At 47.1% G+C, this 22,738-nt stretch carries 27 protein-coding genes; 14 read left to right on the top strand and 13 right to left on the bottom strand.

Going from position 1 to position 22,738, the window contains the following annotated elements; all coding sequences use genetic code 11:
• The first annotated feature begins 112 nt into the window (after positions 1-112).
• From H9I36_RS09310 to H9I36_RS09280, 7 genes are all read left to right on the top strand, one after another.
• A complete protein-coding gene (locus H9I36_RS09310) occupies positions 113-1,582 on the top strand; it encodes a leucine-rich repeat protein (RefSeq protein WP_187385083.1) in 1,470 nt (489 codons plus the stop codon).
• A gap of 176 nt (positions 1,583-1,758) precedes the next feature.
• Complete coding sequence (locus tag H9I36_RS09305; protein ID WP_187385082.1) at positions 1,759-2,490, top strand: RipA family octameric membrane protein; 732 nt, start codon at positions 1,759-1,761, stop codon at positions 2,488-2,490.
• A gap of 406 nt (positions 2,491-2,896) precedes the next feature.
• Complete coding sequence (locus tag H9I36_RS09300) at positions 2,897-3,112, top strand: hypothetical protein (RefSeq protein WP_016521345.1); 216 nt, start codon at positions 2,897-2,899, stop codon at positions 3,110-3,112.
• 31 nt (positions 3,113-3,143) lie between these two features.
• Positions 3,144-3,365 carry a hypothetical protein gene (locus H9I36_RS09295; RefSeq protein ID WP_187385081.1) on the top strand — a complete coding sequence of 74 codons (222 nt, stop codon included), beginning with the start codon at positions 3,144-3,146 and terminating at the stop codon, positions 3,363-3,365.
• On the top strand, positions 3,365-3,766 hold the full coding sequence (vapC, locus tag H9I36_RS09290; RefSeq protein WP_187385080.1) for a type II toxin-antitoxin system tRNA(fMet)-specific endonuclease VapC: 402 nt from the start codon (positions 3,365-3,367) through the stop codon (positions 3,764-3,766). Before H9I36_RS09295 ends, vapC begins: the two co-directional genes overlap by 1 nt.
• Before the next feature lie 324 nt (positions 3,767-4,090).
• On the top strand, positions 4,091-4,378 hold the full coding sequence (locus H9I36_RS09285; RefSeq protein WP_187385079.1) for a type II toxin-antitoxin system RelB/DinJ family antitoxin: 288 nt from the start codon (positions 4,091-4,093) through the stop codon (positions 4,376-4,378).
• A complete protein-coding gene (locus H9I36_RS09280) occupies positions 4,375-4,794 on the top strand; it encodes a putative toxin-antitoxin system toxin component, PIN family (RefSeq protein WP_187385078.1) in 420 nt (139 codons plus the stop codon). Before H9I36_RS09285 ends, H9I36_RS09280 begins: the two co-directional genes overlap by 4 nt.
• Positions 4,795-5,168: 374 nt before the next feature.
• On the opposite strand, the gene H9I36_RS09275 is transcribed toward H9I36_RS09280, so the two are convergent.
• The 7 genes from H9I36_RS09275 to H9I36_RS09245 form a co-directional block, all read right to left on the bottom strand.
• On the bottom strand, positions 5,169-7,004 hold the full coding sequence (locus H9I36_RS09275) for a phosphoenolpyruvate carboxykinase (GTP) (protein WP_187385077.1): 1,836 nt from the start codon (positions 7,002-7,004) through the stop codon (positions 5,169-5,171).
• 235 nt (positions 7,005-7,239) lie between these two features.
• Positions 7,240-7,485, bottom strand: a complete 246-nt coding sequence (locus tag H9I36_RS09270; RefSeq protein ID WP_187385076.1) for a TIGR03905 family TSCPD domain-containing protein — start codon at positions 7,483-7,485, stop codon at positions 7,240-7,242.
• 87 nt (positions 7,486-7,572) lie between these two features.
• Positions 7,573-9,117 (bottom strand): HU family DNA-binding protein, encoded by a 1,545-nt coding sequence (locus H9I36_RS09265; RefSeq protein WP_187385075.1) that lies wholly within the window; start codon positions 9,115-9,117, stop codon positions 7,573-7,575.
• A complete protein-coding gene (locus tag H9I36_RS09260; RefSeq protein ID WP_187385074.1) occupies positions 9,107-9,385 on the bottom strand; it encodes an HU family DNA-binding protein in 279 nt (92 codons plus the stop codon). Before H9I36_RS09260 ends, H9I36_RS09265 begins: the two co-directional genes overlap by 11 nt.
• An 82-nt stretch (positions 9,386-9,467) precedes the next feature.
• The gene (gene ilvC / locus H9I36_RS09255; protein ID WP_187385073.1) at positions 9,468-10,955 is read right to left on the bottom strand and encodes a ketol-acid reductoisomerase; all 1,488 of its coding nucleotides are present in this window, start codon (positions 10,953-10,955) and stop codon (positions 9,468-9,470) included.
• A gap of 168 nt (positions 10,956-11,123) precedes the next feature.
• On the bottom strand, positions 11,124-11,855 hold the full coding sequence (locus tag H9I36_RS09250; RefSeq protein ID WP_187385072.1) for a hypothetical protein: 732 nt from the start codon (positions 11,853-11,855) through the stop codon (positions 11,124-11,126).
• A gap of 19 nt (positions 11,856-11,874) precedes the next feature.
• Entirely contained in the window at positions 11,875-12,465 is a 591-nt protein-coding gene (locus H9I36_RS09245; protein WP_187385071.1) for a DUF937 domain-containing protein, read from the bottom strand.
• Positions 12,466-12,970: 505 nt separating this feature from the next.
• On the opposite strand from H9I36_RS09245, the gene H9I36_RS09240 reads away from it, so the two are divergent.
• On the top strand, positions 12,971-14,281 hold the full coding sequence (locus tag H9I36_RS09240) for a PALP domain-containing protein (RefSeq protein ID WP_187385070.1): 1,311 nt from the start codon (positions 12,971-12,973) through the stop codon (positions 14,279-14,281).
• 254 nt (positions 14,282-14,535) lie between these two features.
• Here H9I36_RS09240 and H9I36_RS09235 read toward each other — a convergent pair whose 3' ends face one another.
• From H9I36_RS09235 to H9I36_RS09220, 4 genes are all read right to left on the bottom strand, one after another.
• Positions 14,536-14,793: a BrnA antitoxin family protein gene (locus H9I36_RS09235; protein ID WP_187385069.1), complete on the bottom strand. Its 258-nt coding sequence runs from the start codon at positions 14,791-14,793 to the stop codon at positions 14,536-14,538.
• Positions 14,765-15,070 (bottom strand): BrnT family toxin, encoded by a 306-nt coding sequence (locus H9I36_RS09230; RefSeq protein ID WP_187385068.1) that lies wholly within the window; start codon positions 15,068-15,070, stop codon positions 14,765-14,767. The genes H9I36_RS09235 and H9I36_RS09230 overlap by 29 nt, the downstream gene beginning before the upstream one ends.
• A 292-nt stretch (positions 15,071-15,362) precedes the next feature.
• Positions 15,363-15,974: a response regulator transcription factor gene (locus tag H9I36_RS09225; RefSeq protein ID WP_255422721.1), complete on the bottom strand. Its 612-nt coding sequence runs from the start codon at positions 15,972-15,974 to the stop codon at positions 15,363-15,365.
• A 34-nt stretch (positions 15,975-16,008) separates the two neighbouring features.
• The gene (locus H9I36_RS09220; protein ID WP_187385066.1) at positions 16,009-16,617 is read right to left on the bottom strand and encodes a sensor histidine kinase; all 609 of its coding nucleotides are present in this window, start codon (positions 16,615-16,617) and stop codon (positions 16,009-16,011) included.
• Positions 16,618-16,693: 76 nt separating this feature from the next.
• On the opposite strand from H9I36_RS09220, the gene H9I36_RS09215 reads away from it, so the two are divergent.
• Together H9I36_RS09215 and H9I36_RS09210 are read left to right on the top strand one after the other, a co-directional pair.
• The gene (locus H9I36_RS09215; RefSeq protein WP_187385065.1) at positions 16,694-18,013 is read left to right on the top strand and encodes a leucine-rich repeat domain-containing protein; all 1,320 of its coding nucleotides are present in this window, start codon (positions 16,694-16,696) and stop codon (positions 18,011-18,013) included.
• A 90-nt stretch (positions 18,014-18,103) separates the two neighbouring features.
• Positions 18,104-18,619 carry a hypothetical protein gene (locus tag H9I36_RS09210; protein WP_187385064.1) on the top strand — a complete coding sequence of 172 codons (516 nt, stop codon included), beginning with the start codon at positions 18,104-18,106 and terminating at the stop codon, positions 18,617-18,619.
• 316 nt (positions 18,620-18,935) lie between these two features.
• Here H9I36_RS09210 and H9I36_RS09205 read toward each other — a convergent pair whose 3' ends face one another.
• Positions 18,936-19,784 carry an alpha/beta hydrolase gene (locus H9I36_RS09205; RefSeq protein WP_370586967.1) on the bottom strand — a complete coding sequence of 283 codons (849 nt, stop codon included), beginning with the start codon at positions 19,782-19,784 and terminating at the stop codon, positions 18,936-18,938.
• Positions 19,785-20,118: 334 nt separating this feature from the next.
• A complete protein-coding gene (locus tag H9I36_RS09200; protein ID WP_021329442.1) occupies positions 20,119-20,397 on the bottom strand; it encodes a co-chaperone GroES in 279 nt (92 codons plus the stop codon).
• Between the two features lie 290 nt (positions 20,398-20,687).
• Between H9I36_RS09200 and H9I36_RS09195 the strand changes: the two genes are divergently transcribed.
• From H9I36_RS09195 to prcB, 4 genes are all read left to right on the top strand, one after another.
• Positions 20,688-20,921, top strand: coding sequence for a hypothetical protein (locus H9I36_RS09195; RefSeq protein ID WP_187385062.1), 234 nt, complete (start codon positions 20,688-20,690; stop codon positions 20,919-20,921).
• Positions 20,905-21,330 (top strand): PIN domain-containing protein, encoded by a 426-nt coding sequence (locus H9I36_RS09190; RefSeq protein WP_187385061.1) that lies wholly within the window; start codon positions 20,905-20,907, stop codon positions 21,328-21,330. Before H9I36_RS09195 ends, H9I36_RS09190 begins: the two co-directional genes overlap by 17 nt.
• 102 nt (positions 21,331-21,432) lie before the next feature.
• Positions 21,433-22,077 (top strand): 5-formyltetrahydrofolate cyclo-ligase, encoded by a 645-nt coding sequence (locus H9I36_RS09185; protein ID WP_187385060.1) that lies wholly within the window; start codon positions 21,433-21,435, stop codon positions 22,075-22,077.
• 74 nt (positions 22,078-22,151) lie between these two features.
• Positions 22,152-22,733, top strand: coding sequence for a dentilisin complex subunit PrcB (gene prcB, locus H9I36_RS09180; protein ID WP_187385059.1), 582 nt, complete (start codon positions 22,152-22,154; stop codon positions 22,731-22,733).
• Positions 22,734-22,738 lie beyond the last annotated feature (5 nt).

The following is a 22,738-nucleotide window of genomic DNA, read 5'->3' as shown; positions in this document are numbered from 1 at the left end:
CAAAGTCCGGTTATTTTTTTAATAACCGGCAATAAAAATTACCGGCGGGTATAAACGCAATTTTGCAAAAGCGATAAAAAACTAAGTCAAATAAACTTACCTAGGAGGAACTATGAGAACCTGTTTAAAAAAAATCGGAATACTTGCGGCGGCGATTTTGCTTGCCGCATTATGTACGATCGGATGTAAAACGGAAGTAAGCGATGAAACTTTCACCGTAGAGGTGACGGCAGGAGAACACGGAACAGTGAGTGCAATGCCTGCAATTCCCGCAAACGGCAAAGTTACACAAGGCACAGTGATTACGTTTACCGCATTGCCTGAAACCGATTATAAAGTTGACACGTGGACAATTACCGGCGGAACATTTGAAGAAGGCGGCACCGCCGGAAGTCCGACTGCAGATGTAACGATAAGTGCCGACACAAAAGTGAACGTAAGTTTTACACCGGCAACGTATGCTGAAGTCCCATTCGGAGCAAACGGTGCAAATTTGGACAACCATCTTAAAACTGCCGCACCGGATATAAACGGAATCTATTACATCAAAGTAACAGGGCTTACGGCGGCGGACTTAAAGGGAGACGGCGGCTATCCTGAAAAACCGAGCGCACTCGGAAAAATACTAAACGATAACCCGACTAAAAAAGTTGCTCTTAAGTTTGCAGAAATATCCGGTCTTACCGATATGAGCTGGTGCTTTTACGGCTGCGAAAGCCTTACTCAAGCGCCCGTGATCCCAAGCAGCGTTACCGATATGCGCTCCTGCTTTTACGGCTGCACAAGCCTTACTCAAGCCCCCGTGATCCCAAGCAGCGTTACCGATATGCGCTCCTGCTTTTCCGGCTGCAAAAGCCTTACTCAAGCGCCCGTGATCCCAAGCAGCGTTACCGATATGAGCGGCTGCTTTTACGGCTGCACAAGCCTTACTCAAGCGCCCGTGATCCCAAGCAGCGTTACCGATATGAGCTCCTGCTTTCGCGACTGCGAAAGCCTTACTCAAGCGCCCGTGATCCCAAGCAGCGTTACCGATATGAGGGAATGCTTTTACGGCTGCGAAAGCCTTACTCAAGCGCCCGTGATCCCTGCCGGCGTTACCGCTATGAGCGACTGCTTTTCCAACTGCGAAAGCCTTACTCAAGCGCCCGTGATCCCAAGCGGCGTTACCGATATGAGCTACTGCTTTTCCAGCTGTTTCAGCCTTACTCAAGCCCCCGTGATCCCAAGCAGCGTTACCGATATGCGCTCCTGCTTTTCCGCCTGCATAAGCCTTACTCAAGCGCCCGTGATCCCAAGCGGCGTTACCGATATGCGCTGGTGCTTTTCCAGCTGTTTCAGCCTTACTCAAGCGCCCGTGATCCCAAGCAGCGTTACCGATATGAGGGAATGCTTTTCCAGCTGCAAAAAGATTACGGCTGTTACGCTAAAGTGCAATTATAATGCAGGTAAATTTGACAAGGCTTTTTCCGGCTGCAAAAAACTGACGGCACGCAGCATAAAAGTGCCGTCAAGTGAGCTGGAAAGGTATAAAAGGAATGCCCCGATAATGCGCGCGCAAAAAGGCTGGTTTATTGCGGAGTAAACTTTGTCAGACAGACATAATTTAGCCTGTCCGGCGCGGTTTTGCATTCAGCAAAACCGTATAGAATAATGCGGTACGGCCGCCGGTCGGTAAAAATACCGAGCGGCGGCAAAATGTATCGTATAGTGCAGTATATTTTTCAAAATATACTGCATCGTTATAAAGGGAGATTTTATATGAACGATAATTTTTGGGAGTGTATGGGATTGCTTCCGGACCCATCCATAAACTGTAAAGCACAAAGAGAAGAGGCATATAAACGTGCACACGAAATACGACAATTTGAAATAGAGCTGTTTTGGAAGAGGGGAACATATTATTGGGCGTTTATTCTTGCCGCTTTTACTGCGCATTTTGCCTTATTCAATTTCCTGTTTACCGAGAAGTATCGTCCGCTTTCCTTGAGCGCTGTGTATAATCTGCCGAGGCTTTCTCTTTTAGCATTGATAATAACTTCTTTATTCTGCTATTTTTTTTCACTCTGCTGGGTATTAATGAATAAAGGCTCACTGTTTTGGCAAAAAACGTGGGAAGAAAAGATTTACGAGTTGGAATATAAATTTTCAGGAAACTTATATCGGACAATGCTTAATACGGAAAATAGCGATTTTGACTACTGTCCCTTGAGCTTAAAAGCATATAATTATTCCGTTACAAAAATCACGTTGCTCACTTCGATTGTGTTGACGATTGTTTCAGGCCTTATGAGTCTTTTTTATGCGGTGATATTTGCTTTACGTCTTTGCAAAATAAGTAGCGTAGATTGTTTTATGAACTTCTCCATTGTATATTGGATTTGTTTAGCCGGTGCGATTAGTGTGTACTTTTTAATTGCCGGAGTGGTATCCTGTCTCACAGAAGGAAACAAAACCAAACAGCAACAAGTAAACAAATGGCGGAGTGTATAAAGAAAGCAAGTGGGAAATCTTAAAAGAAGGCTTTCCGAGTTTTCTGATGATTTTATGTCGGAAGGAAGAAATCAACCGGCAATACACTAAGGCAAACCCCAACTCGCCGAAAAATTTTGCCCCGACCCGCCTGAGGCGGGGAACCCCCTGAAAAAAACGAAACGTACGATGTAATTAATACTTGGCATTGACGTACGCTATAATGTACCTTATCTTAAAAATAGTAAACATTAAGTTATATGAAATTATGTGTTGGTTTTAATGATTGAGAGATGATTTTTTTATAAAATATTGTATACTATGAGAAATAGATGGAAGGTGTGATAAACAGTTCGGCAGAAATTCAGCCTCACTGTTTATCTGCCGAGTTTGCCTTTCGGCAAACGTCGTATTATGAGAGGTACCTATGTCGGAATTAGCTTTTAAGCAACTTTCAGCACAAGTTGATATGCTTTCTTATACTGAGAAAATTAAATTACTTGATAAGATAGTACGGACTTTACACAGACCCGTAAAAACTCATAAAAGAGAATTCTCAGACTTTAATGCGGTTTTCGGTTTGTGGAAAGACAGGCATCTTTCTGTTGAGGAAATAAGAAGCAAGTCTTGGGGTCGTTCTTAATGATTTATCTTTTATACTACGAGGTGCGAATATGCCGCAATTATCATTGTATGTTACGCAAGAGCAGCTTCTCAAAATTGAAAACGAAGCGCATGCGAAAAAAATGTCGCTTTCAAAATGGGCCGTAAGCAAAATTATGGAAAGAATAGAACCGCATTATCCTGAAGGTTGGGCCGATTTGTTCGGTTCCGTTTCAGATTCGTCATTTACCGGACCCGATCAGCCGAAGCTTGAAATGCGAGAGGCTTTTTAATGTATTTTATAGACACAAACACTTGTATCTATTTTCTGAACGGAAAGTTTCCGTCCGTTCGAAAAAGATTTCTGTCGGTTTCACCGAAAGAGATAAAAATTTCTTCAGTAGTAAAAGGAGAACTTTTGCTGGGCGCATTTAAAAGCCGTACAAGGGAAAAGACTACGGAAAAAGTGGAACAATTTTTAAAGCCGTTTGAAATTGTAGATTTCACGGACGAAATGTCTTACGAGTATGCAAAAATACGAAAAGATTTGGAGCTTGCAGGTACACCGATAGGTGCAAACGATTTGCTTATTGCCGCCGCCGCAGTGCATGAAAAAGCGACTCTTATTACTCACAATACGGATGAATTTTCGAGAATAACCGATTTGAAAATTGAAGATTGGGTAGCAGAGTGAAAACTTAACACTATAATTATAAAATTAATATAAATTGACAAACAGTCTATTTAAATATACACTATTAATACGAATGTATGAATAGTGTATACTTAAAAGGAGGTACGATAAAAAGCGCCGTCTGAAATATCGTCGTCGCTTTTTATCTCGAGTTTGCTCGGATGTTTGTAGAAGGTGTGTTTACGTACCGTTTTGATAAAAATCGTATGCGTATGATACACTGTATTTTGCAAACTCGATTATTGAACGTGTGCGCTCCCGCGCACGGCTAAAAACTTTTTCGGAAATTGCTATTTCCTGCAAAAGTTTTTATGGGAGGCTATAATGATCAATACGGCACTTGTTCAAGTCAGAGTTGATGAAGCTCTAAAAGATGAAGTTACTGATATCTATAATCATTACGGACTGGATTTACCGACAGCTATTAGGATTTTTTTCAAGAAAAGTGTTGCTGTGGGAGGATTACCGTTTGATTTACGAGAAGAAAATACCAGATGGAAAATCTATGATCAAGTTCGAAAAAGTATTCAAGACAATAATGTTTCGGAAATGTCGCTTGAAGAAATAAATGCGGAAATTGCTGAAACCAGAAAACAGGCATTTCACAAATGAAAAAATATGTTGTTATTGATACAAATGTTTTGGTTTCTGCATTGATAACACGGAATGAAAATGCTCCGACTGTAAAAATATTGAAATATCTTTCTCAAAATAAAATAGTACCGGTATATTCTTCGAATATAGTAAAAGAATACTATGAAGTTTTAAGAAGAGAAAAATTTAAATTATCTGATGAAATTGTATCGGCTTTATTAATAAAAGATATTGTTACTAATGGATTAGAAGTAAGAAATGTTGTTGAAGTCAATGAAGAAATGCCGGATTCGCAAGATATAGTCTTTTATGCAGTTACACTGACAACAAGAGATAAAGATACATTTCTGGTTACAGGGAATGGAAAACATTTTCCTGCAAAATCTTTTATAATAACACCGGCTGAATTAGTGGATATACTTGAGAAAAATTAAATTAATACCTCTGTTTATGGTAAACTTGAAGAAGCAAAGCAAGACATGAAAAACGGCAGATATTCTTCTGTCGAGGATGCAGTTTCCCGTATAAGGGAAAATGGGACAATTTGTAAAGCGGTACATAAAAACGGGGCTGCCCGAAAAGCAAAAGTTTAAAAGCGCCGCTGAAATGGCACGGCGCTTTTAACTTCGAGTTTTCTTTCGAAAACTCGCGTATTAACGGGGGCGCCGCTCGAAACTTCGCGCTTACGCGCTCGTTGCGAGGCTCGCGTACTAATTGCACAGCTTCTAAATCTGAAAATTTACTCGCTGTGCAATTCTTAAAGAACGCTTTTTGCAGCAGCCCGTTTCATATCCGATATACAGGCTGACTATTTATTCAGCCGTTTTTCCAAGTCATCGAGACACTCGCTGAGTTCTTTCGGCAAATGCTTTCCGAACTTGGGATAGTGGTTTTCACGGATGTCTTTGATTTCTTTTTTCCAGCCGTCTACATCGACCGACGTAAGCGCGGACATGTTTTTCTTATACTCGTCGCTCAATCCCGTCGTATCGATCGCGCCTTCTTTCGGCATATAGCCGATCGCGGTGTCGATGTAGTTGTCTTTGCCGTCACAGCGGTCGAATACCCATGCGAGGACGCGGCTGTTTTCACCGTAGCCCGGCCACATAAAGTTGCCGTCGGCGTCTTTGCGGAACCAGTTTACGTAGAAAATCTTCGGCAGTTTATCTTCGGTCGATTTGTGACCGATGTCGATCCAATGTCCGAAATAATCGCCCATATTATATCCGCAGAAAGGAAGCATCGCAAAGGGGTCGCGGCGAACTTGTCCGACCTGATCGGAGATGACGGCGGCAGTCACTTCCGAGCCGACGATCGAACCGAGGAAAACGCCGTGGTTCCAGTTTCTCGCCTGGTGTACGAGAGGGATCGTTGAAGGTCTGCGTCCGCCGAACAGGAATGCACTGATGGGCACGCCGTTCGGATCTTCCCAATTCGACGCGATACACGGGCACTGGTGTGCGGGCGCGGTAAAGCGTGCGTTCGGGTGCGCGATGCACTGCTCTTTGTCTTTCGGTGTTTTGTCGTTTTCCGGGCACGGGCGTTTGTTGCCGTGCCAGTCGACGATCTCTTTGCCTTCCGGTTTGTAACCGATGCCTTCCCACCAAACGTCTCCGTCTTCGGTCAGACCGCAGTTCGTAAAGATCGTATTCTTTTCCGCAGCACGCATCGCATTGTAGTTCGATTCGTCCGATGTTCCCGGTGCGACGCCGAAGAATCCGTTTTCGGGATTGATCGCGTACAAGCGGCCGTCTTTGCCGAATTTCATCCACGCGATATCGTCTCCGACCGTTTCGACTTTCCAGCCGGGCAGTGTCGGGCGCAGCATCGCGAGATTCGTTTTGCCGCAAGCGGACGGGAACGCGCCGGTTATGTATTTTACTTCGCCTTTCGGGTTCGTCAATTTCAAGATGAGCATGTGCTCTGCAAGCCAGCCTTCATCGCGCGCAAGTACCGTCGCGATGCGAAGCGCAAAACATTTTTTGCCGAGCAAAGCGTTTCCGCCGTAACCCGAACCGTAAGACCAAATCGTGCGTTCTTCGGGGAACTGCGAAATGTATTTGTGCTCCATGTCGGCGCAGGGCCAAATGCCGTTGTCCTTTTCGCCGTTGTTGAGCGGCTTTCCGACCGAATGCAGACACGGGATCCATTCTCCGTCCGTGCCGATATTGTCGAGCACTTTCGTTCCGACTCTCGTCATAATGTCCATATTGCACACGACGTATGCGCTGTCGGTAATTTCGATGCCGTTTTTACCGATCGCCGAACCGACCGGTCCCATGCTGAACGGAATGACGTACATCGTGCGGCCGTGCATACAGCCCTTGTACAGCGCTTTCATCGTCTTTTTGAGTTCTTCGGGATCTATCCAGTGATTCGTCGGGCCTGCATCTTCTTCTTTTTTCGATGCGATAAAGGTACGTGCTTCGACGCGCGCAACGTCCGAGGGAAGCGAGCGAAAAAGATAGCTGTGCGGTTTTTTCTTAAGCTCGGTCGCGAGTCCCGCTTCGACGAGCTCTTTCATAAGCCTGTCGTATTCTTCTTTCGAACCGTCGCAGATATAGACGCTGTCCGGTTCGCACCATTTTACCCATTCTTCAACCCACGCTTTGATTTTAGCGTTTTTCAAGTCTTTTATTTCCATAAGAACTCCTTGCATTACGGCTGCGGTGATTCCATAGCGGTTTTGTAAACAATATAGCGCATTTGCCGGTTTTTGACAATGCACCGTGATTCAGTGTAAAGAACACGTGATATTTTCGTGATCAGTGCTTTAAAAAATTCAATGTCTTAGCGCGTCTCGTGCCGATGCGCAATCCGCGTCTGTCCGCATCGCGTAACGGGGATTTTACCGTTCATTCACGCAAATCGATTTTGCACTATTCGCTCAGCACCGCTTTTGCCAGCTGATCGGCACAGCTCGTCTTTTTAAATCCGCACGTGTTGCCTGCAAGCTTTGCCGCAATCTCTTCGGCTGTCATGCCGTCGCAGAGTTTTGCAACGGCTTTTAAATTGCCGCTGCAGCCGCCGGTAAATACGATATCAGTAATGCGTCCGTCGTCCCCTTTTGTAAAGCGTATCGTACGAGCGCATGTTCCATGCGTTTTAAACGTTATTTCTTTCATAGGATTATATTTTCACCTTAAAAGAGATGCCGCCCTTTGTCGGCGTCACCGTTTCACCGTTCGGCACATCGACAAAAAAATCGAATGCTACCGAGCGGCGTTTTTAATTTGTTCCCGAGCCGCGCTCACGTCTTCGGCGTCGAGGCGGATCGCATACTTGTCGATAAAGCCGCCGTACAGAGACTCGCCGCATATGAGCGAAATGACCGCGTGCTCTTTGCGTATGGCGGCCGCTCTGCCGCGGGGATTTGCCGCAATGAGCGAACGGTACGAATCGTACACGTCGATCACGGAAAGCTCTATGTCGCGCCGATCGATCGCTCTGTCAGGCTTCGACGGCACGACCAGTTCGCGCGCCGCCCCCGGATTGTCGGGATCGGGATAACGCAACATATTCGCGCTGAAAATATACGGCCACAGGTTTCGCTCCCCGTACTCCGCCTGCGCAAGGGCGGCGTAGAGATTATCGTCGGCCGCAACCCGCAACGATACTGTCCGTATTTCCGGCGCGGCTTCCGTGACAACGGTTTTCGGTTCTGGGGCGACGGTTTTCGGCATCTCACGCACGGGTTTTCCCGACGCTTTCGGAGTACGATGCGTAAGCACGTATGCGAGAGCGGCGATCATCAAAGCGGTAAGAACTACCGCAATGCCGGCAAAAAACCAACATCGGCTGATATAGCGCTGACCCTCTGAGTAATCGTCGCCGTCGTAATCGGGATCGTATATATCATCTTCGGTTTCCGGCAATTCATCGGCATGCCGATTTTGAATCACGTGTTGTTGGACGATCTGCTGTTCGATAATTTGCTGCTGTATGACCGCATGGCGCACCGTCTGATTTTCGACCGCCGCTTTGCCGTCGATTTCCCCGCTCCGCTTCCGCTGCGTTTCCGCATCGTAAACAGGCGAAACGGAACAGTACGACATATCCGCCGTTTGCGCATAGGGGTCGGGTGCCGCGTGATGCGTAAACTGCGGCGCATAGCAGGTGCTTCCCGAAGCGGCGGAATGCGGCAGCGCGGCCGTTCCGCTCCGAAACGATTCCTGCGATACGGCTGTATGAGGTCTGTCTTTTCGGAATTCTTGCTGCGGCGCGGAAGGCGGCGCTTCGGATGAAAAATCGAAACGGGGCTCATCCGTCTGCCCCTGATCGATATCGAAATCGTCGATTTCGTCAAATGCATCGCGCAGTGCTTCGGCCGCGGGATCGATCGGCGTTTCATCCGGCTCAGACTTCGCCTCTTCGACGGGCGCTTCTTCGATCACTTCGGGCTGCAGGTGTTCGTACGGCTTATTGACGCGCTTGGCAAGTGCCGACACCGGAACGAATTTGATTTTATAGTACCCGGGTGTAAAAATCGTTTCGCCGGTAACCCTATCCGTGCGCTCCTTTTCGTCGACGAGCATCCGATCGAAAGTACCGAAGCCGAGCAGCTTAAACGAGCCGTTGTCGAGGATATCGCGTCGCACCGTATCGAAAAAGGAGTTTATCACTTGCTTGATTTTATTGTCGTCGAGCGATTTATCCGCAAGCCGCCGACTGACACGTTCGGCAAGCACGGAAAGCGTTACCGATTCCGCTGCGTTCGCTTTCGTCGTTTTTCCGCGAGGCGTATTTTTATTCGGCATTGAGCGTATCCTTTAAAATCTTTGCAGGCTTAAAACGTACGGTACGCTTTTCCGGATAGCGCATCTTTTGTTTCGTAAACGGGTTACGCGCGATTTTTCCTTTATTGACGTGAGTGTCGAAAACGCCGAATCCCGGCTGCGTATACTTGCCGCCGTTTTCCAAAACCGTGTATATCTCTTCGAGCATCGCCGAAACGACTTCGCCGCATGTTCTCTTATCGAGTTCGACCGCCGCGCTGATCGATTTTATCAAATCCGAACGTATCATAATAATTATTATAGCATAAAACGAGAAAAAAGCCAGAGCAATATCGCGGTACGCGCGGCGCATAGACCGCGCGGCGCAGTCATTATTCGGCGAGCGGTTTCATGGACGTCATGTAAGCGCGGAGGCGGCTTCCGACTTTTTCGATCGGGTGATTTCGGATCTCCGCGTTGACGGCGACGAGTTCCGTATTGCTTACAGAATTGTCGGCGGCATTCATCCCCTTGCCGATCACGTCGATGCCGACGGAAGGCATGAATTCCTTTTCGAGGAAGGGAACGGCGGCGTTTGCAAAGAGCGCGCAGCCGTATTCTGCGGTGTCGGAGATGACGCGGTTCATTTCGTAGAGCTTTTTTCGGTCGATGAGGTTTGCGATGAGCGGCACTTCGTGCAGCGATTCGTAATACGCGCTTTCCGGCATGATGCCCGCTTCGACCATCGTTTCGAATGCAAGTTCGCAGCCGCACTTTACCATGGCGACGAGCAAAACGCCCTTATCGAAATACTCCTGTTCGGAAATCACATCGTTCGATTCTTCGGTCGTCTCAAACGCCAAGCGTCCTGTCGCCTCTCTCCACGCAAGCAAATCGCGGTCGCCGTTGTCCCAATCTTTCATCATCGCCGAGCTGTACGCGCCGCTTATGATATCGTCCATGTGTTTGCGATAGAGCGGCGTCAGCAATGTTTTCAAACGCTTTGAAAGTTCGTTCGCTTTGATCTTTGCAGGGTTCGACAGGCGATCCATCATATTCGTAATGCCGCCCCACTTGAGCGCTTCCGAAATATAATTCCATCCGTGCTGCAGAAATTTTACCGCATAGCCGGGCGCGATGCCGTTCGCCGTCATCTTATTATAACACACGATAGTGCCCGCCTGCAGCATGCCGCACAAAATCGTCTGCTCGCCCATCAAATCGGATTTCACTTCGGCGACGAAAGACGATTCGAGAACGCCGGCTTTGCTGCCGCCCATAGCGACAGCGAGCGCTTTCGCTTCCGCCCAACCGCGTCCGTCCGGATCGTTTTCGGGGTGAACGGCGATAAGATCGGGTACGCCGAAACCGCGCTGGAATTCGTGCCACACTTCCGTGCCCGGCCCCTTCGGCGCGCACATGATAACGGTATCTTCTTTCGGGATCTGCATACCCTCTTCGACGATATTGAATCCGTGCGAATACCAAATCGTAACGCCTTTACGTGCATATTTTAAAACTTCGGTGATAACCGGCGTGTGCTGTTTGTCGGGCGTCAGGTTTCCGATCACGTCGGCGGAAGGAATCATCTCGGCATAGGTTCCGACTTTGAATCCGTTTTCGGTCGCATTTTTCCAGCTCTGCCGTTTTCCGCACACGGCGCTTTCACGGAGCGCATACGCGACATCCAGACCGCTCGCTCGCAAGCACAAACCCTGATTCAAACCCTGTGCGCCGCAGCCGACGATGACGATCTTTTTGCCTTTGAGCGCTTTTACTCCGTCATCGAATTCGTCTTTCGCCATCGAGCGGCAATGACCGAGCTGCAAGCGCGCTTCACGCCACGGAATCGAATTAAAATAGTTTTTTCGTTCACCCATACAATCACCTCTGCGATACATCGCTGTTACATACTTTTCAAGGAGCGTCTTTTGCCGCCCGCTCAAACGGATACAGTATAGACGAATAGGCGGTGTGCGTAAAGATAAAAAAACTATTGACGGGTAAAAAAAACTGCCCGAAACCGAAGTGTTCGGACAGTCTCATCGTTATGCCGCGTCTTTTTCTTTCGGCGTCTGCTTTATTTTTTCGATCAAGGCGGCGTCGCGCTTTTCGCAGATTTTACACATCGTCTCCCGTCCCGCATCGATCGCTTCCTGAACGGTTCCCGCGGTAAGCTCTTCCGTTCTGCTCAACGCCGAGCAGTCTTCGTGCGTATGAAAGCGCTTGCCGTGCGCCGTCCAATACACTTGCTGAGTGCCCGCCGCCTGCGCGTAGGATTCCGCCGACACCGGATCGAAGTCGTAGCTTGCAAGTCCTCCGATGATGAGCAGGATCGCCGCCGCTGCAACGCCGACCGCTTTCGTGCGCTTGTCGGTATCTTTATTCAAAAGCAAAAGGACGATAAACGGAACGAAAGCCGCCGCACACGCGATGACGCCCATATTGTTCCACAGCCAAAACTTCAGCGCATTCGCTTCCGACGCAGGTGCGATCCGATTCGCCTTTTTCCAAAGCTGCGCGCCCGTGACGACGAAAATAAAATCGATGACGAGCAAAACGATTCCCGCAACAAGCGGAGAAAACTTTGCAAAAAACGGGATCGCGATCTTTTCCGTCATTACACACAACGCAAGCACTTCAAATGCGATCGCAAAAATCCACAGTACGACTGCGGCGAGGCGAAGCGGCAACGCGCTTCCCGATTGTCCGCCTGCATTCGGCGCCGTTCTCACCGTTTTTCCGGTCGATGCCGAAACGATCCTATGTTTTACCGCCATATATACTCCCGTAAATTATTTATTTTAATAATCCCTTGAGCAAATTGCCTGCGAGCTTCGCAGTATCGGACGCTCCGGATTTTTTTGCCGTTCCTTGCGTTTTCGCACCCGATGCGCCTAAAAGACTTCCGAGTACGTCGCCGACGTTTACGTTTTTCATAACACCGCCGATCAGCGCCGAAAGTGCGGCGCTCGACGTATCGGTTCCGGCGCTTTTTCCGAGCAAGCTCATCAAAAGAGGAGCTGCCGCCGCAAGGATGGTCGATACGGTAGAAGCATCGGTGCCTGCCGTTTTTGCGATAGACTTCGTCGTGGAAGCTGCGCTCGAGCCGAGCAAGTGCTTGATGATCTTTGCGCCGTCATCCAAATCGACGTTTTTCATAAAGGTGCCGAGGTTCGCCGTACTTACGCCCGCATGCTCGGCAAGCGCGGATGCAAAGCCTTTCGCCGATTCCTTGTCGGCAGCCTGTTTACCGGCTCCTTTTAAGAGTGCGGGAACGGCTTCGGCGAGAACCGCGCGTACCGTACCGGTGTCGGTATCGCACGCTTTGCCGATATTCGAAACGCTCGATGAGCCCAGCAATGTCGTCAGTATCGATGATGCGTCCATATTTTCCTCCGTAAAGATAATTCGTTTTCGCCCATACACTGCGATGCGAGTAAACACGGCGCCGTTTCAGGCAATGCCCGACTGCACCTTTTCACGCAAGCGCGTATCGGCGAAAATTATACCGAGCCGATTATCCGCCGTCAATGAACGTACACATGACCGGTCGCCGCAGTCTCGAATGCGCAAAAGATTTAATTGATAATTATCCATTACCCATTATCCATTATCCATTGGAAAAAGCGCCTACGCCCGACCGGAGTAACGCGAAGCGGACGCGCAAGCGGCGCGGCCGGAGCGAAAGCGGAGTTACGGAGGGCGGGTTCTTCCGATACGTGCCGTCCGAAAAAGTATAGAACAAAAAATTATTAATTTTTATTTGTGTGGAGAGATATAGGCAGGACGTTTCGGATTGCTCCGCCGACTGACACATTTTTGTACGGATCGTATTGCACATGCGTTGTAAATGTGCAATGACAAAACTCGCCGTTCAAGCTATAATAATGCTATGCGATTTACGAGTACACGAAACAAAGCCCTGTCGGTCGGCTTTGCGGAAGCCGTCCTGCACTGTATGCCGAAAGACGGCGGACTCTATGTGCCTTCGGACACGGAAGACTTGCGCCGCTGGATCCTCTATACCGATAAAACGACGTCGTTCGCGTCGGTTGCAGGAGCGCTCACGTCCGCTTTTATTAAAGATGAATTCAGCCCGATCATCTGCGAAACGATCGCGACAAAAGCTTTTCCGTTCGAACCTGCCGTTCGTCGCCTCGACGATGCGCTTTTTATGCTCGAACTCTTTCACGGACCTTCCGGCTGTCACCGCGATTTCGGTATCGCATACCTTACGGCCTGTCTCGAAACGATTTTGCAGATGAGGGACAGCAGCGCGACGATTTTGGCGGTGACGCGGCGTGAAACCGGTGCCGTCCTCGCACACGAGCTGCGCGGGAAAAAACGCATAAAAGCCGTCGTCGTCTGTCCGAAAGGGAGCGTATACGGTATGCAGGAAAGCGATTATTGTTGGAACGGAGGCAATATCTATCCCGTAGAGATCGAAGGAACGGAAGACGATTGTCGAAACCTCGTGCGCGCGATCTTCGCGGACAGGGATTTTTCCGAAGCGAAGCGGCTGACCGTCGCAAATACCGCAAATATCGGGCGGCTTTTGCCTCAGGCGTTTTTTTATCCGTTCGCGTTTTCCCGTTTGAAAGACGAAGTGCCCGGCGATATGTACTACGCGCTCGCACCGGGCAACTACAGCAATATCGTCGCGGGTTTGTACAGCTGGCGTTTTGCGCTGCCTTTGAACGGGTTTTTTATTCCCGCAGCCGATGCGCTCACCGTCGATGCGGCAGGCGACTGCATCGTCCTCGATTCGGTCGTTCCGTATGCCGACCGAAGACCTGCCGATCCGACCGATCCGTCGAACATCGAGCGGCTCGAAGAAGTGTTTTCCGCAAATAAACTGATGATGCGCAATTTCGTGTATCCGGTAAAGCTTACCGATGCCGTGACCGACGATGCGGTAAAAGAGCTTTTTGTAAAATACGGCATACTTGCCGACCGCCACACGGGGCGCGCCTACGCTGCGGCAAAACTCAAAGCGGATATATCGGCGGAAGACGGGGGAGCCGTCGTCATCGTCGCACGCGATCATCCGTGTCTGTCAGCGGATTATATCCGCCAAACGACCGGCGAAGCGCCTAAGATGCCCGAGCGCATCGCATCGGTGCTGAAAATTTCCCGCATTGCGAGGGCGGCGATTTCGTCGGAAGCGGAACTGCGCGCGATAATCTCCGAAGTCGCAGGATAATCGTTCTTCCGCCGTCGTCGCGTACTTTATAAAATATTCGGGGAAGCGTTTAGACGCATAAATCCGCGCCGCTATCGGAATAAGCATGGTATCGGCTGTGCCGTTAAATTCGTTTATAGGTTTTTTATTCGTGCGGAGGGTTTAATATTCCTGTACTCTGTGTCGGGTTTGTTAAACTTTAGAACCCGCAACAAATCAAAAAGGAAAAAAAGATAAAGTGAAAATATACGAAAATATGTACTTTAAGTATGTTTTCATATTTGACCTTTATCTACTGCTTCCATTAGAAAATCATTTACTTTTGTCTGCCACCCCTTACCCATTGCCTTGAAGTGATCAACGAGATATTTGCTTAATCTAATTGAAACTTGTTCTCTTTTAGGTTTAAAATATTGCGGATATCTGGGTTGAAAGCCGGTAAAATCCGTAATTTCGGGAATATCTGAAAAATCAATTCCCCTTGCTCTGATTTCTGCAACTCTTTCAGCTGTCAAAGTTTTTTTGTTGTTCATAATAAAAAGCCTCCTCTTTTTTTGTTGCAAGACGTGAAGAGATAATTCTTATTCGATCCCGCTCTATGAAAATTGTTGCAACGATTACTAATCCGTTTATACTGCCAAATCCAATAAATCTTTCTTCTTCGATAGTTGAATGCTCTAAATCCGCTCTTTCGATAAAATGAGGATCATCGAACACGCTAAGAATTTCTTCAAAAGAGAATCCGTGCTTTTTAATGTTTATTTCATTCTTTTCGCTATCCCATTCAAAACGCCCTTGAACGACTGTCATTAAAAACACCTCTTTTGTATATCTAAATTGTATTTCTTTTATGTATGCTTGTCAATCTTTTTTATAATGCTATAGCTCGTATAGTTTCCAAAATATCGGTATTTTTTATTCGTGCGGAGGGTTTAATATTCCTGTACTCTGCGTCGGGGTTGTTAAACTTTAAAAACCGGTAACAAATCAAAAAGGAAAAAAAAGATAAAGTAAAAATATACGAAAATATGTACTTTAATCGAAATGCCTGTAACCGTGAAAACGATTGTAAAAATTCTTTGTTTCATTGAACTTTCTTTCATTAAAATATCAGCCCTAAAAACTTTGCTTTTTCAATCAAATCGTGCCTGTCTCGGATAAACATTTTTCCGTAAACCGCAGTCCGCTGATTCAAAATTGTTTTTTTTGATTTTCCGAGCCGCGCCGCAATTTCAACGATATCAAGACCTTGGGCGAGATGAATGAAAACTTCCTGTTCTTTTTTTGAAAGACTTTTGTAATTGTCAAAGAGATAACTTTTTTCGTCACGAACGATATGCTTGCCCTTGTTCTGCGGTAAAAGAGCGTACAAAACTTTGCTTGCCGCTCTATTGTAATACGTGTTCCCGGAACCTACTGCAAGAATCGCTTTTTCAACTTCGTCGACTGAGGCTTCTTTTGTGATAAAGCCTTGGACACCGAGCAACAGCGCATTTTCTGCGTGAATATCATCATTGTACATAGTGTAAATCAAAATCAAAATATCGGGATTCGCTTTTTTTATTTTTGAAACCGATTCAAGTGAATTTTCGCCGTCGAGATTCAAATCCAAAATCACAATTTTGATATCTTTATCTTTATTAAGTTTTTTGACCGCTTCAGGGATTGTCCCCGCACCTGTTATGGAAAGCGACGGATTTTTGTTTTGGAGCATAAAAATCATTCCGTCCCGCAAACCTGTGTGGTCGTCAACGAACAGAATCTTTAACGGTGACTGCAATTGTAAATCCTCCTTCGTTTATAAAATCGGCATCGCCGCCGATAAGCCGGGCACGTTTTTTGATATTGGTAAGTCCGTACTGTTTTGCCCCATCTTTTTGATTTTTACTTTCAACTTCGGTTTTTTCAAAACCTTTTCCGTTATCGCAGATTATAAAACGGAAGTCATCGATCCCGTCTACGATTTTTATTTCGACTTGTGTCGCATCGGAATGCCGGAAGATATTGCTCAACGCTTCCTGCAAAATCCGAATAAGATGCGTTTTTTGCGTTTTTTTAAGTGCCGCTGTTTTTTGACTTGCAACGTAAAGATTCGTTTTTATTCCGAAATTCGCTTCAAACGCAATGCAAATTTCACGCACGATTTTTTCAAAATCTTCCGTAAACTCAATACTTCCGGAACCGATCATATAGCGGATTTCGTTCAGCGCCTGATTTGCATAGAACTTCGATTTTGAAAAGTCTTCTTTTTCAAGATAGATTTTCAGTGCGGCAAGATTTTGTGCAACTCCGTCGTGAAGGTCGCGGCTGAAATTATTTTGCTCTGCCTGTATTGTTTTAAGCCGTTCGAGCTGCATTGCATTTTTAAAGAAGTTGAAGTATAATCATAATAAAATTCGGAAGCTTTGTATTAAAGGGTGTTGGAGGAAATATATGAAAATACATAATTCAAAGGCATTTGCCTTTTTGGGAGCGGCTTTTGTGCTCCTCATCACAATGGTATTTACCGGCTGTTCGAATGCTGCAAGCGAAGAAGGTACGGAAGGCACACCGCAAGCGCCTCTTGTTAAGGGCGGAGCCTCGCTCGTTTTTAAAGCCGGCACCGTCACGGTTTCGGTGATAACGGCGGACGGTACTGCCGTTACGGTAGAAGGCGGTACCGTACCAAGCCTTGCAAGCGGCTCTACGACCACACTGAACGCATCCGGTATCGCCGTCATCCTGAAGGGAAACATCAGCCAGTTGTACTGCCGCGTCTACGGCAATAATGATAGTACCGCGCTCAATGTACAAGGCTTAAGCGCTTTGGAAATACTGGACTGCAGCAACAATCAGCTTAGTTCCCTTAACGTACAAGGGTGTACCGCTTTGAAAGAGCTGTACTGCTGGAACAATCGGCTTAGTTCCCTTACCGTACAAGGGTGTACGGCTTTGAAAGGGCTGTACTGCAACAACAATCAGCTTACCTCCCTTAACGTACAAGGGTGTACGGCTTTGGAATCGCTGAACTGCAGCAACAATCAGCTTACCTCCCTTACCGTACAAGGGTGTACGGCTTTGGAACGGCTGTACTGCTTGAACAATCAGCTTACCTCCCTTAACGTACAAGGGTGTACGGCTTTGAAAGGGCTGGACTGCAGAAACAATCGGCTTACCTCCCTTAACGTACAAGGGTGTATAGCTTTGGAATCGCTGAACTGCTGCTACAATCAGCTTACCTCCCTTACCGTACAAGGGTGTACGGCTTTGAAAGAGCTGTACTGCTGGGACAATCGGCTTACCTCCCTTAACGTACAAGGGTGTACGGCTTTGAAATGGCTGGACTGCTGGAACAATCGGCTTACCTCCCTTACCGTACAAGGGTGTACGGCTTTGAAAGGGCTGGACTGCTTGAACAATCAGCTTACCTCCCTTACCGTACAAGGGTGTATAGCTTTGGAACGGCTGGAGTGCTACAACAATCAGCTTAGTTCCCTTAACGTACAAGGGTGTACCGATTTGAAAGAGCTGGACTGCGACAACAATCGGCTTACCGCACAAGCGTTTACACAAGTTTTGGCCGATTTGCCGACACGCGCGACGGGCGATAATGCAAGCTGCGTTCTGTACACTGAAATCCTCGGCGAAGGTAACTGTACCGATTTTACCACTCCTTCGGAACTGGCCGGCGCCTTTAACGACGCAAAAAACAACAAACACTGGAGGCTGTATAAAAAGAATTTCCGTTTTGGTTTTAGTAACTCACCGCTTTAACGGGTGCTGTTGCATCGTTTTGTATCGTGCTGCCGGTAAAACGCCGGCTGTCTTACTTTCTGCAAAAGTTTTTATGGGAGTTTTTAAACTATGGACTTATTCGATTCAGTGAGAAACAAAAACATCTTAATTCAAGATGTCGGAGATGTGTCGGAATTGCAGCGGTTTATCGGGCATAATGTCTACCGCCGACCGGAGCCGCCGCCGGATACGGTTGACCATATTGATTTTTTTGCGCCGTATTTTACCTTACAGGCGCAAGAAAGAGTGGGAATAAACGGTATTTACTGTTATTCGCCCGTTTTGTTTATGCTGCAAAACCGTACCCGCGCCGATGTGGGGCAGGCCTTTGCCGCAAAGCGTGAAACGCTGCAAAAGGTATTCGGTACTTTGCTGGTTTTTAAATGGGAAACAGGGCTGAATGTGATCGATGATAATTACCATGGTGTTGCTACGTTCTATTTTTTAGGCGAACCGATCGCCTTGAACAATTCTATCGTAAAGAATACGCCGCCGGCGGCTCCGCTAAACTTAAATAGAGTCCTTGCGCCGAATCTGATAAAGCCCATGCAGAAATTTTTTGAAGCAGCTCAACAAGCGCAATAAAAATATTCCGGCTGTTTTACAAGTCAAATTAAAAGCAGCCGGAGTGTTAAACGGCAGGGGCTCGAAAAGGCGCATCGTCCGGTTTTAACCGTGTCAAATGCGGCGGCAGTTGGTATAATTCTGCAGTCTTCGTCCTTCGTGCGGTCTGCACGGCGCTCAACACAGAGCGGCGCCGTCTCACAACAGCGTCAGTATCGTATTTTTACTATACAAGTTAAAGTAGGGTTTAAGTTTTCCGTTTCCTTGTTTTTCATATTAAACGCCAAAATAATTTTTATACAACGGCAGCAAAAAAGTTTTCTATTCGCTTACTCTTTTACCGAGTCTGAGGTCTTTTTTCGCCGATTATGCTTTGTACAAATTGTACCGCATCGTCCGCGGCTTTCCGCATCGCGTTTCCGTAAAAGACGTGACCTGCCCCGTCGAGCTTTATGAGCTTCGCATCGGGGAAGGTTTTGACCGCCTGTTCCGAATACGACAGCGGTACAAGCGAATCGTCGCTTCCGTGAATGATGAGCGTTTTGCCTGAATACCGGGGCATCAATGTATAAATATCAAAGGACAGTACATCCTTATTATAAATCCGCCCGACGGTTTTTCCGAGCAGCTTCATTGTGTCGGGAATTCGTTCCGGATCGGGTGTGCGCCGCCGAACGTAATCATGCAACACAAAAGCGGGGTATAATAAAACCAAGCCCGCGACATCGGAGGGACGCATCGCGGCAACATACGTCGAAACAAATCCTCCTTGACTTTCTCCGAATAAAAAGATTTGCTCCGCCTTAAAACGCGCGTCGGCTTTTAAGTTATCGAGAATGACAATCAAATCTTCGGCTTCGGTAAGCACCGACATTTCCGTCATTTTTCCGTCGCTTTTGATATGCTCGCCGCCGCCGATAAACTCGAAAATGTATGCGGCAATACCCCGTTCCGCAAAAGATTCGGCATAGCCTTTAACGCCTCCGCGGTTTCCGCCGAATCCGTGCGAAAGGATGACCAAGGGCACGGGCGATGCTCGGTCGGGTATAAAAAGCTCTCCGGATATTTTCATGCCGTTTCTTTGAAAGTTTTGTTCTTCGACTTTAAAGGCGGGCGATGCCGCGTTTGTCTGCGCCGCGGCGAAGGCTCCGCTGCATAAAACAAACACAGCTGCCGCTAACGCCATGCGGCTCCAAACGGCAATAGCGGCCGTCATTTTTGAAAATCTATTCATCGATATTTCTCCGAAGTTTCGAATCGTACCCGTTCAAGCATCAGCGCTTATCATCTTATCGATTTAATAACGGCCGGACAATTGTCGTCTTTACACTTGTCAAATTTAAATTGTCCGAATTTCGACTTTGCCGAAACTCGAAATTTTCCAATCATTTCACGCATCACTGAATGACGGAAATAAAAAAAACCGGCTTTCGCCGGCTTTACATGAGCGGACGTAGCGTCGTCGAAAGCACGGCTTTATCAGCTGCTGCTTTTAAAACTCGACGCTCGACCCTTGTAATTTATTTGTCTTCGATAACCGCGATGATATCGCTCATTTTGAGGATGAGGTGGTCTTCGTTGTTGATCTTTATCTGCGTGCCGGCATATTTGTCGTACATGATGCGTTCGCCGACTTTGACGGTGATTTTGTCTTCTTCGGTACCCGGTCCGACTGCGACGACTTTTGCCGTCTGCGTTTTTTCCTGCGCCGCTTCGGGTATGATGATGCCCGATGCCGTTTTCGATTCCGCTTTTTCGTTTTTGACGAGAACCCTGTCCGCTAAAGGTTTGATTTTCATGCTATGCTCCTATGATAAAAGCTGCCGTCAGCTGCGCGCCGAAAAGCGCAAACCGCAGTTTCCGCAACGCAAAAACCGCAGTCGATAAAAAGCATCCGCTTTTTAGACGGCTTTCGTTTGTGTAAGAGTATATAAAGCTTTCAATCTTTATATATTTATAATATACTTATTTTGTGTCCGCATCGTCAACAGGGAGCGGGTGCTTAATTGTGAAAAGAGGCTTTTCCGGCGGATTTGTCGCAGCAACTTTTCGTAAACCGTGTTATAATCATATAAAAACGGAGGTGTATATGCTTGCTACGGCTAAAGGATATTATAACGGCACTCAAATAGTGCTGGATTCGTCCGTACAATTTCGACAAGGACAAGAGGTTGTCGTTACATATACCGTTTTCCCGAAAGCTTTGAAAAAAGAGTCCGCCTCATCCGTAATAGATTCCCTCGTCGGGGCGATTCCCGATACGGGAAAAGCACTTTCGGAATACCGTAAGGAGAGACTTAAAAAATATGCGGATATTGATTGATACGAATATAGTCCTTGATATTTTGCTGAACAGACCCCCGTTTGTACAAGATGCGGTTGATCTTCTTAAACTTTGCGGAGAGCATGTACAGGAATATATTTCAGCTTCTGCAATTACGGATATTTATTATATTTCCTATAAAACGCTTCGAGATAAACAGAAAGTTAAAGATATTATAAAACGATTGCTGTCGGTTATTCATATTGCCGATGTTTCCGAGGAGACCATTTTTGCTGCGCTTGATTCCGATTGGAATGATTTCGAAGATGCTGTACAAAATGCAGTCGCTGCATCGCATAACTTTGACGCAATTATCACACGTGATCCGCGTGATTTTAAAAATTCGGCTTTAAGAATTATCTCTCCAAAAGATTTTTTAAGACAAACTAAAAATTATCAAAGCTTATGATAAAATTTTTAAAAAAATTAATAAGTAAGAACTCGTTGAAGAAAACGGAGTAAAAACAATTCGCGTTTCCGAATGATCGGTAACGAAGACTTGCGGCGAGCTATGAGATTTTCTGACGAAACGGAACTTATGGAAAAAAAGCGTCTCGCTCGGCAGGCGATGCGGAAGGCGATTTTTGAATTTACCGCGGAAAAAAATCGCGCGGATGCGGCATCGAAAAAGATCGAGCGCCTCCTGCTCGGCTCCGAACTCTATGCGGCCTCAGATGCCGTTTTTATATTCGTATCCGATTCGAGCGAAGTCGAAACGAGGGGCATCATCGCATCCGCTTTGAAAAACAAAAAGCGAGTCGCGCTCCCGCGCTGCATCGATGCTTACGGTACGATGGAATTCTATTATCTCGATGCGGCTCTTCCGTTTGAAGTGCAGACGGAAATCGGCGCTTACGGTATTACGGAGCCGAAAACCGATCTCGAAAAAGTCGATACGAAGAGCTTTCCGCACGGCGCACTTTTTCTCGTACCCGCTCTCGCTTTTTCTCGCGACGGCAGGCGGCTCGGAAAGGGAAAGGGCTTTTACGATCGATATATCGCGCGGATTTCCTATGCATTTCCGGTTTTGGCAGGTCTCTGTTTTTCGTGCCAGATCATAAACGATGTCCCCTCCGGCGTCCGCGACGCGGGTGTTTCGCATATCGTGTGCGAGGACGGCATCTTTCCGTGCGTGCCGCCGCATGACGCGGATTGACATCGTGCCGATTGCGCTTTGCAGACCGGTGCAAATATTGATAAAAAAAACGATATATGCTACTTTCCGAAGAGATGCGTAAACATATTCTTTTAATCGTTTTATTCGCTTTTTTTCTGGGCGCGTGTAAATCGGTTCCCGCAAAATTGCAGGATAGTACGACTGCGCCGTCCGTATCGTACGAGGCAGGGGGATTTGTATCCGCACAAAGCGATAAAAACGCCGGTCTCTATCCCGATGCCGTTTTAACGGGACGAGAGGGACGTGTGGATATCTCATACGAAATCCTTGCAGAAGGAAGTTACGGTGCGGAATTCGGCACTGCGGTAATCGAAAACCAAAAAGACTTGGACAGGCTGTATGCACTTTTGCACGGGCAATCGGATAGATCGGCGCCCAAAATCGATTTTAAACGAAAAAAGGTAATCGCCGTATGCGCAGGCCGTTTTAATACCGGCGGCTACGGCATACGACTGCATTCCGCGGTATACACGAAAGACGGTTTGGAAACGGTATTTTTAATAACCGCCCCCGCGCCGACTCAAATAGTAACGCAAGCTTTTACAACTCCCTACCTTGTAATCAGTATAGATGTTCCCTCTTCAAAGCCCGTTTTCGTGAAGCTGCAAAGGTATAAACCGGAGTTTGATTTATAGGAGGT

Source organism: Treponema sp. Marseille-Q4130, from assembly GCF_014334325.1.
Taxonomy (GTDB): domain Bacteria; phylum Spirochaetota; class Spirochaetia; order Treponematales; family Treponemataceae; genus Treponema_D.
This window is presented reverse-complemented; position numbering and strand designations above follow the sequence as displayed.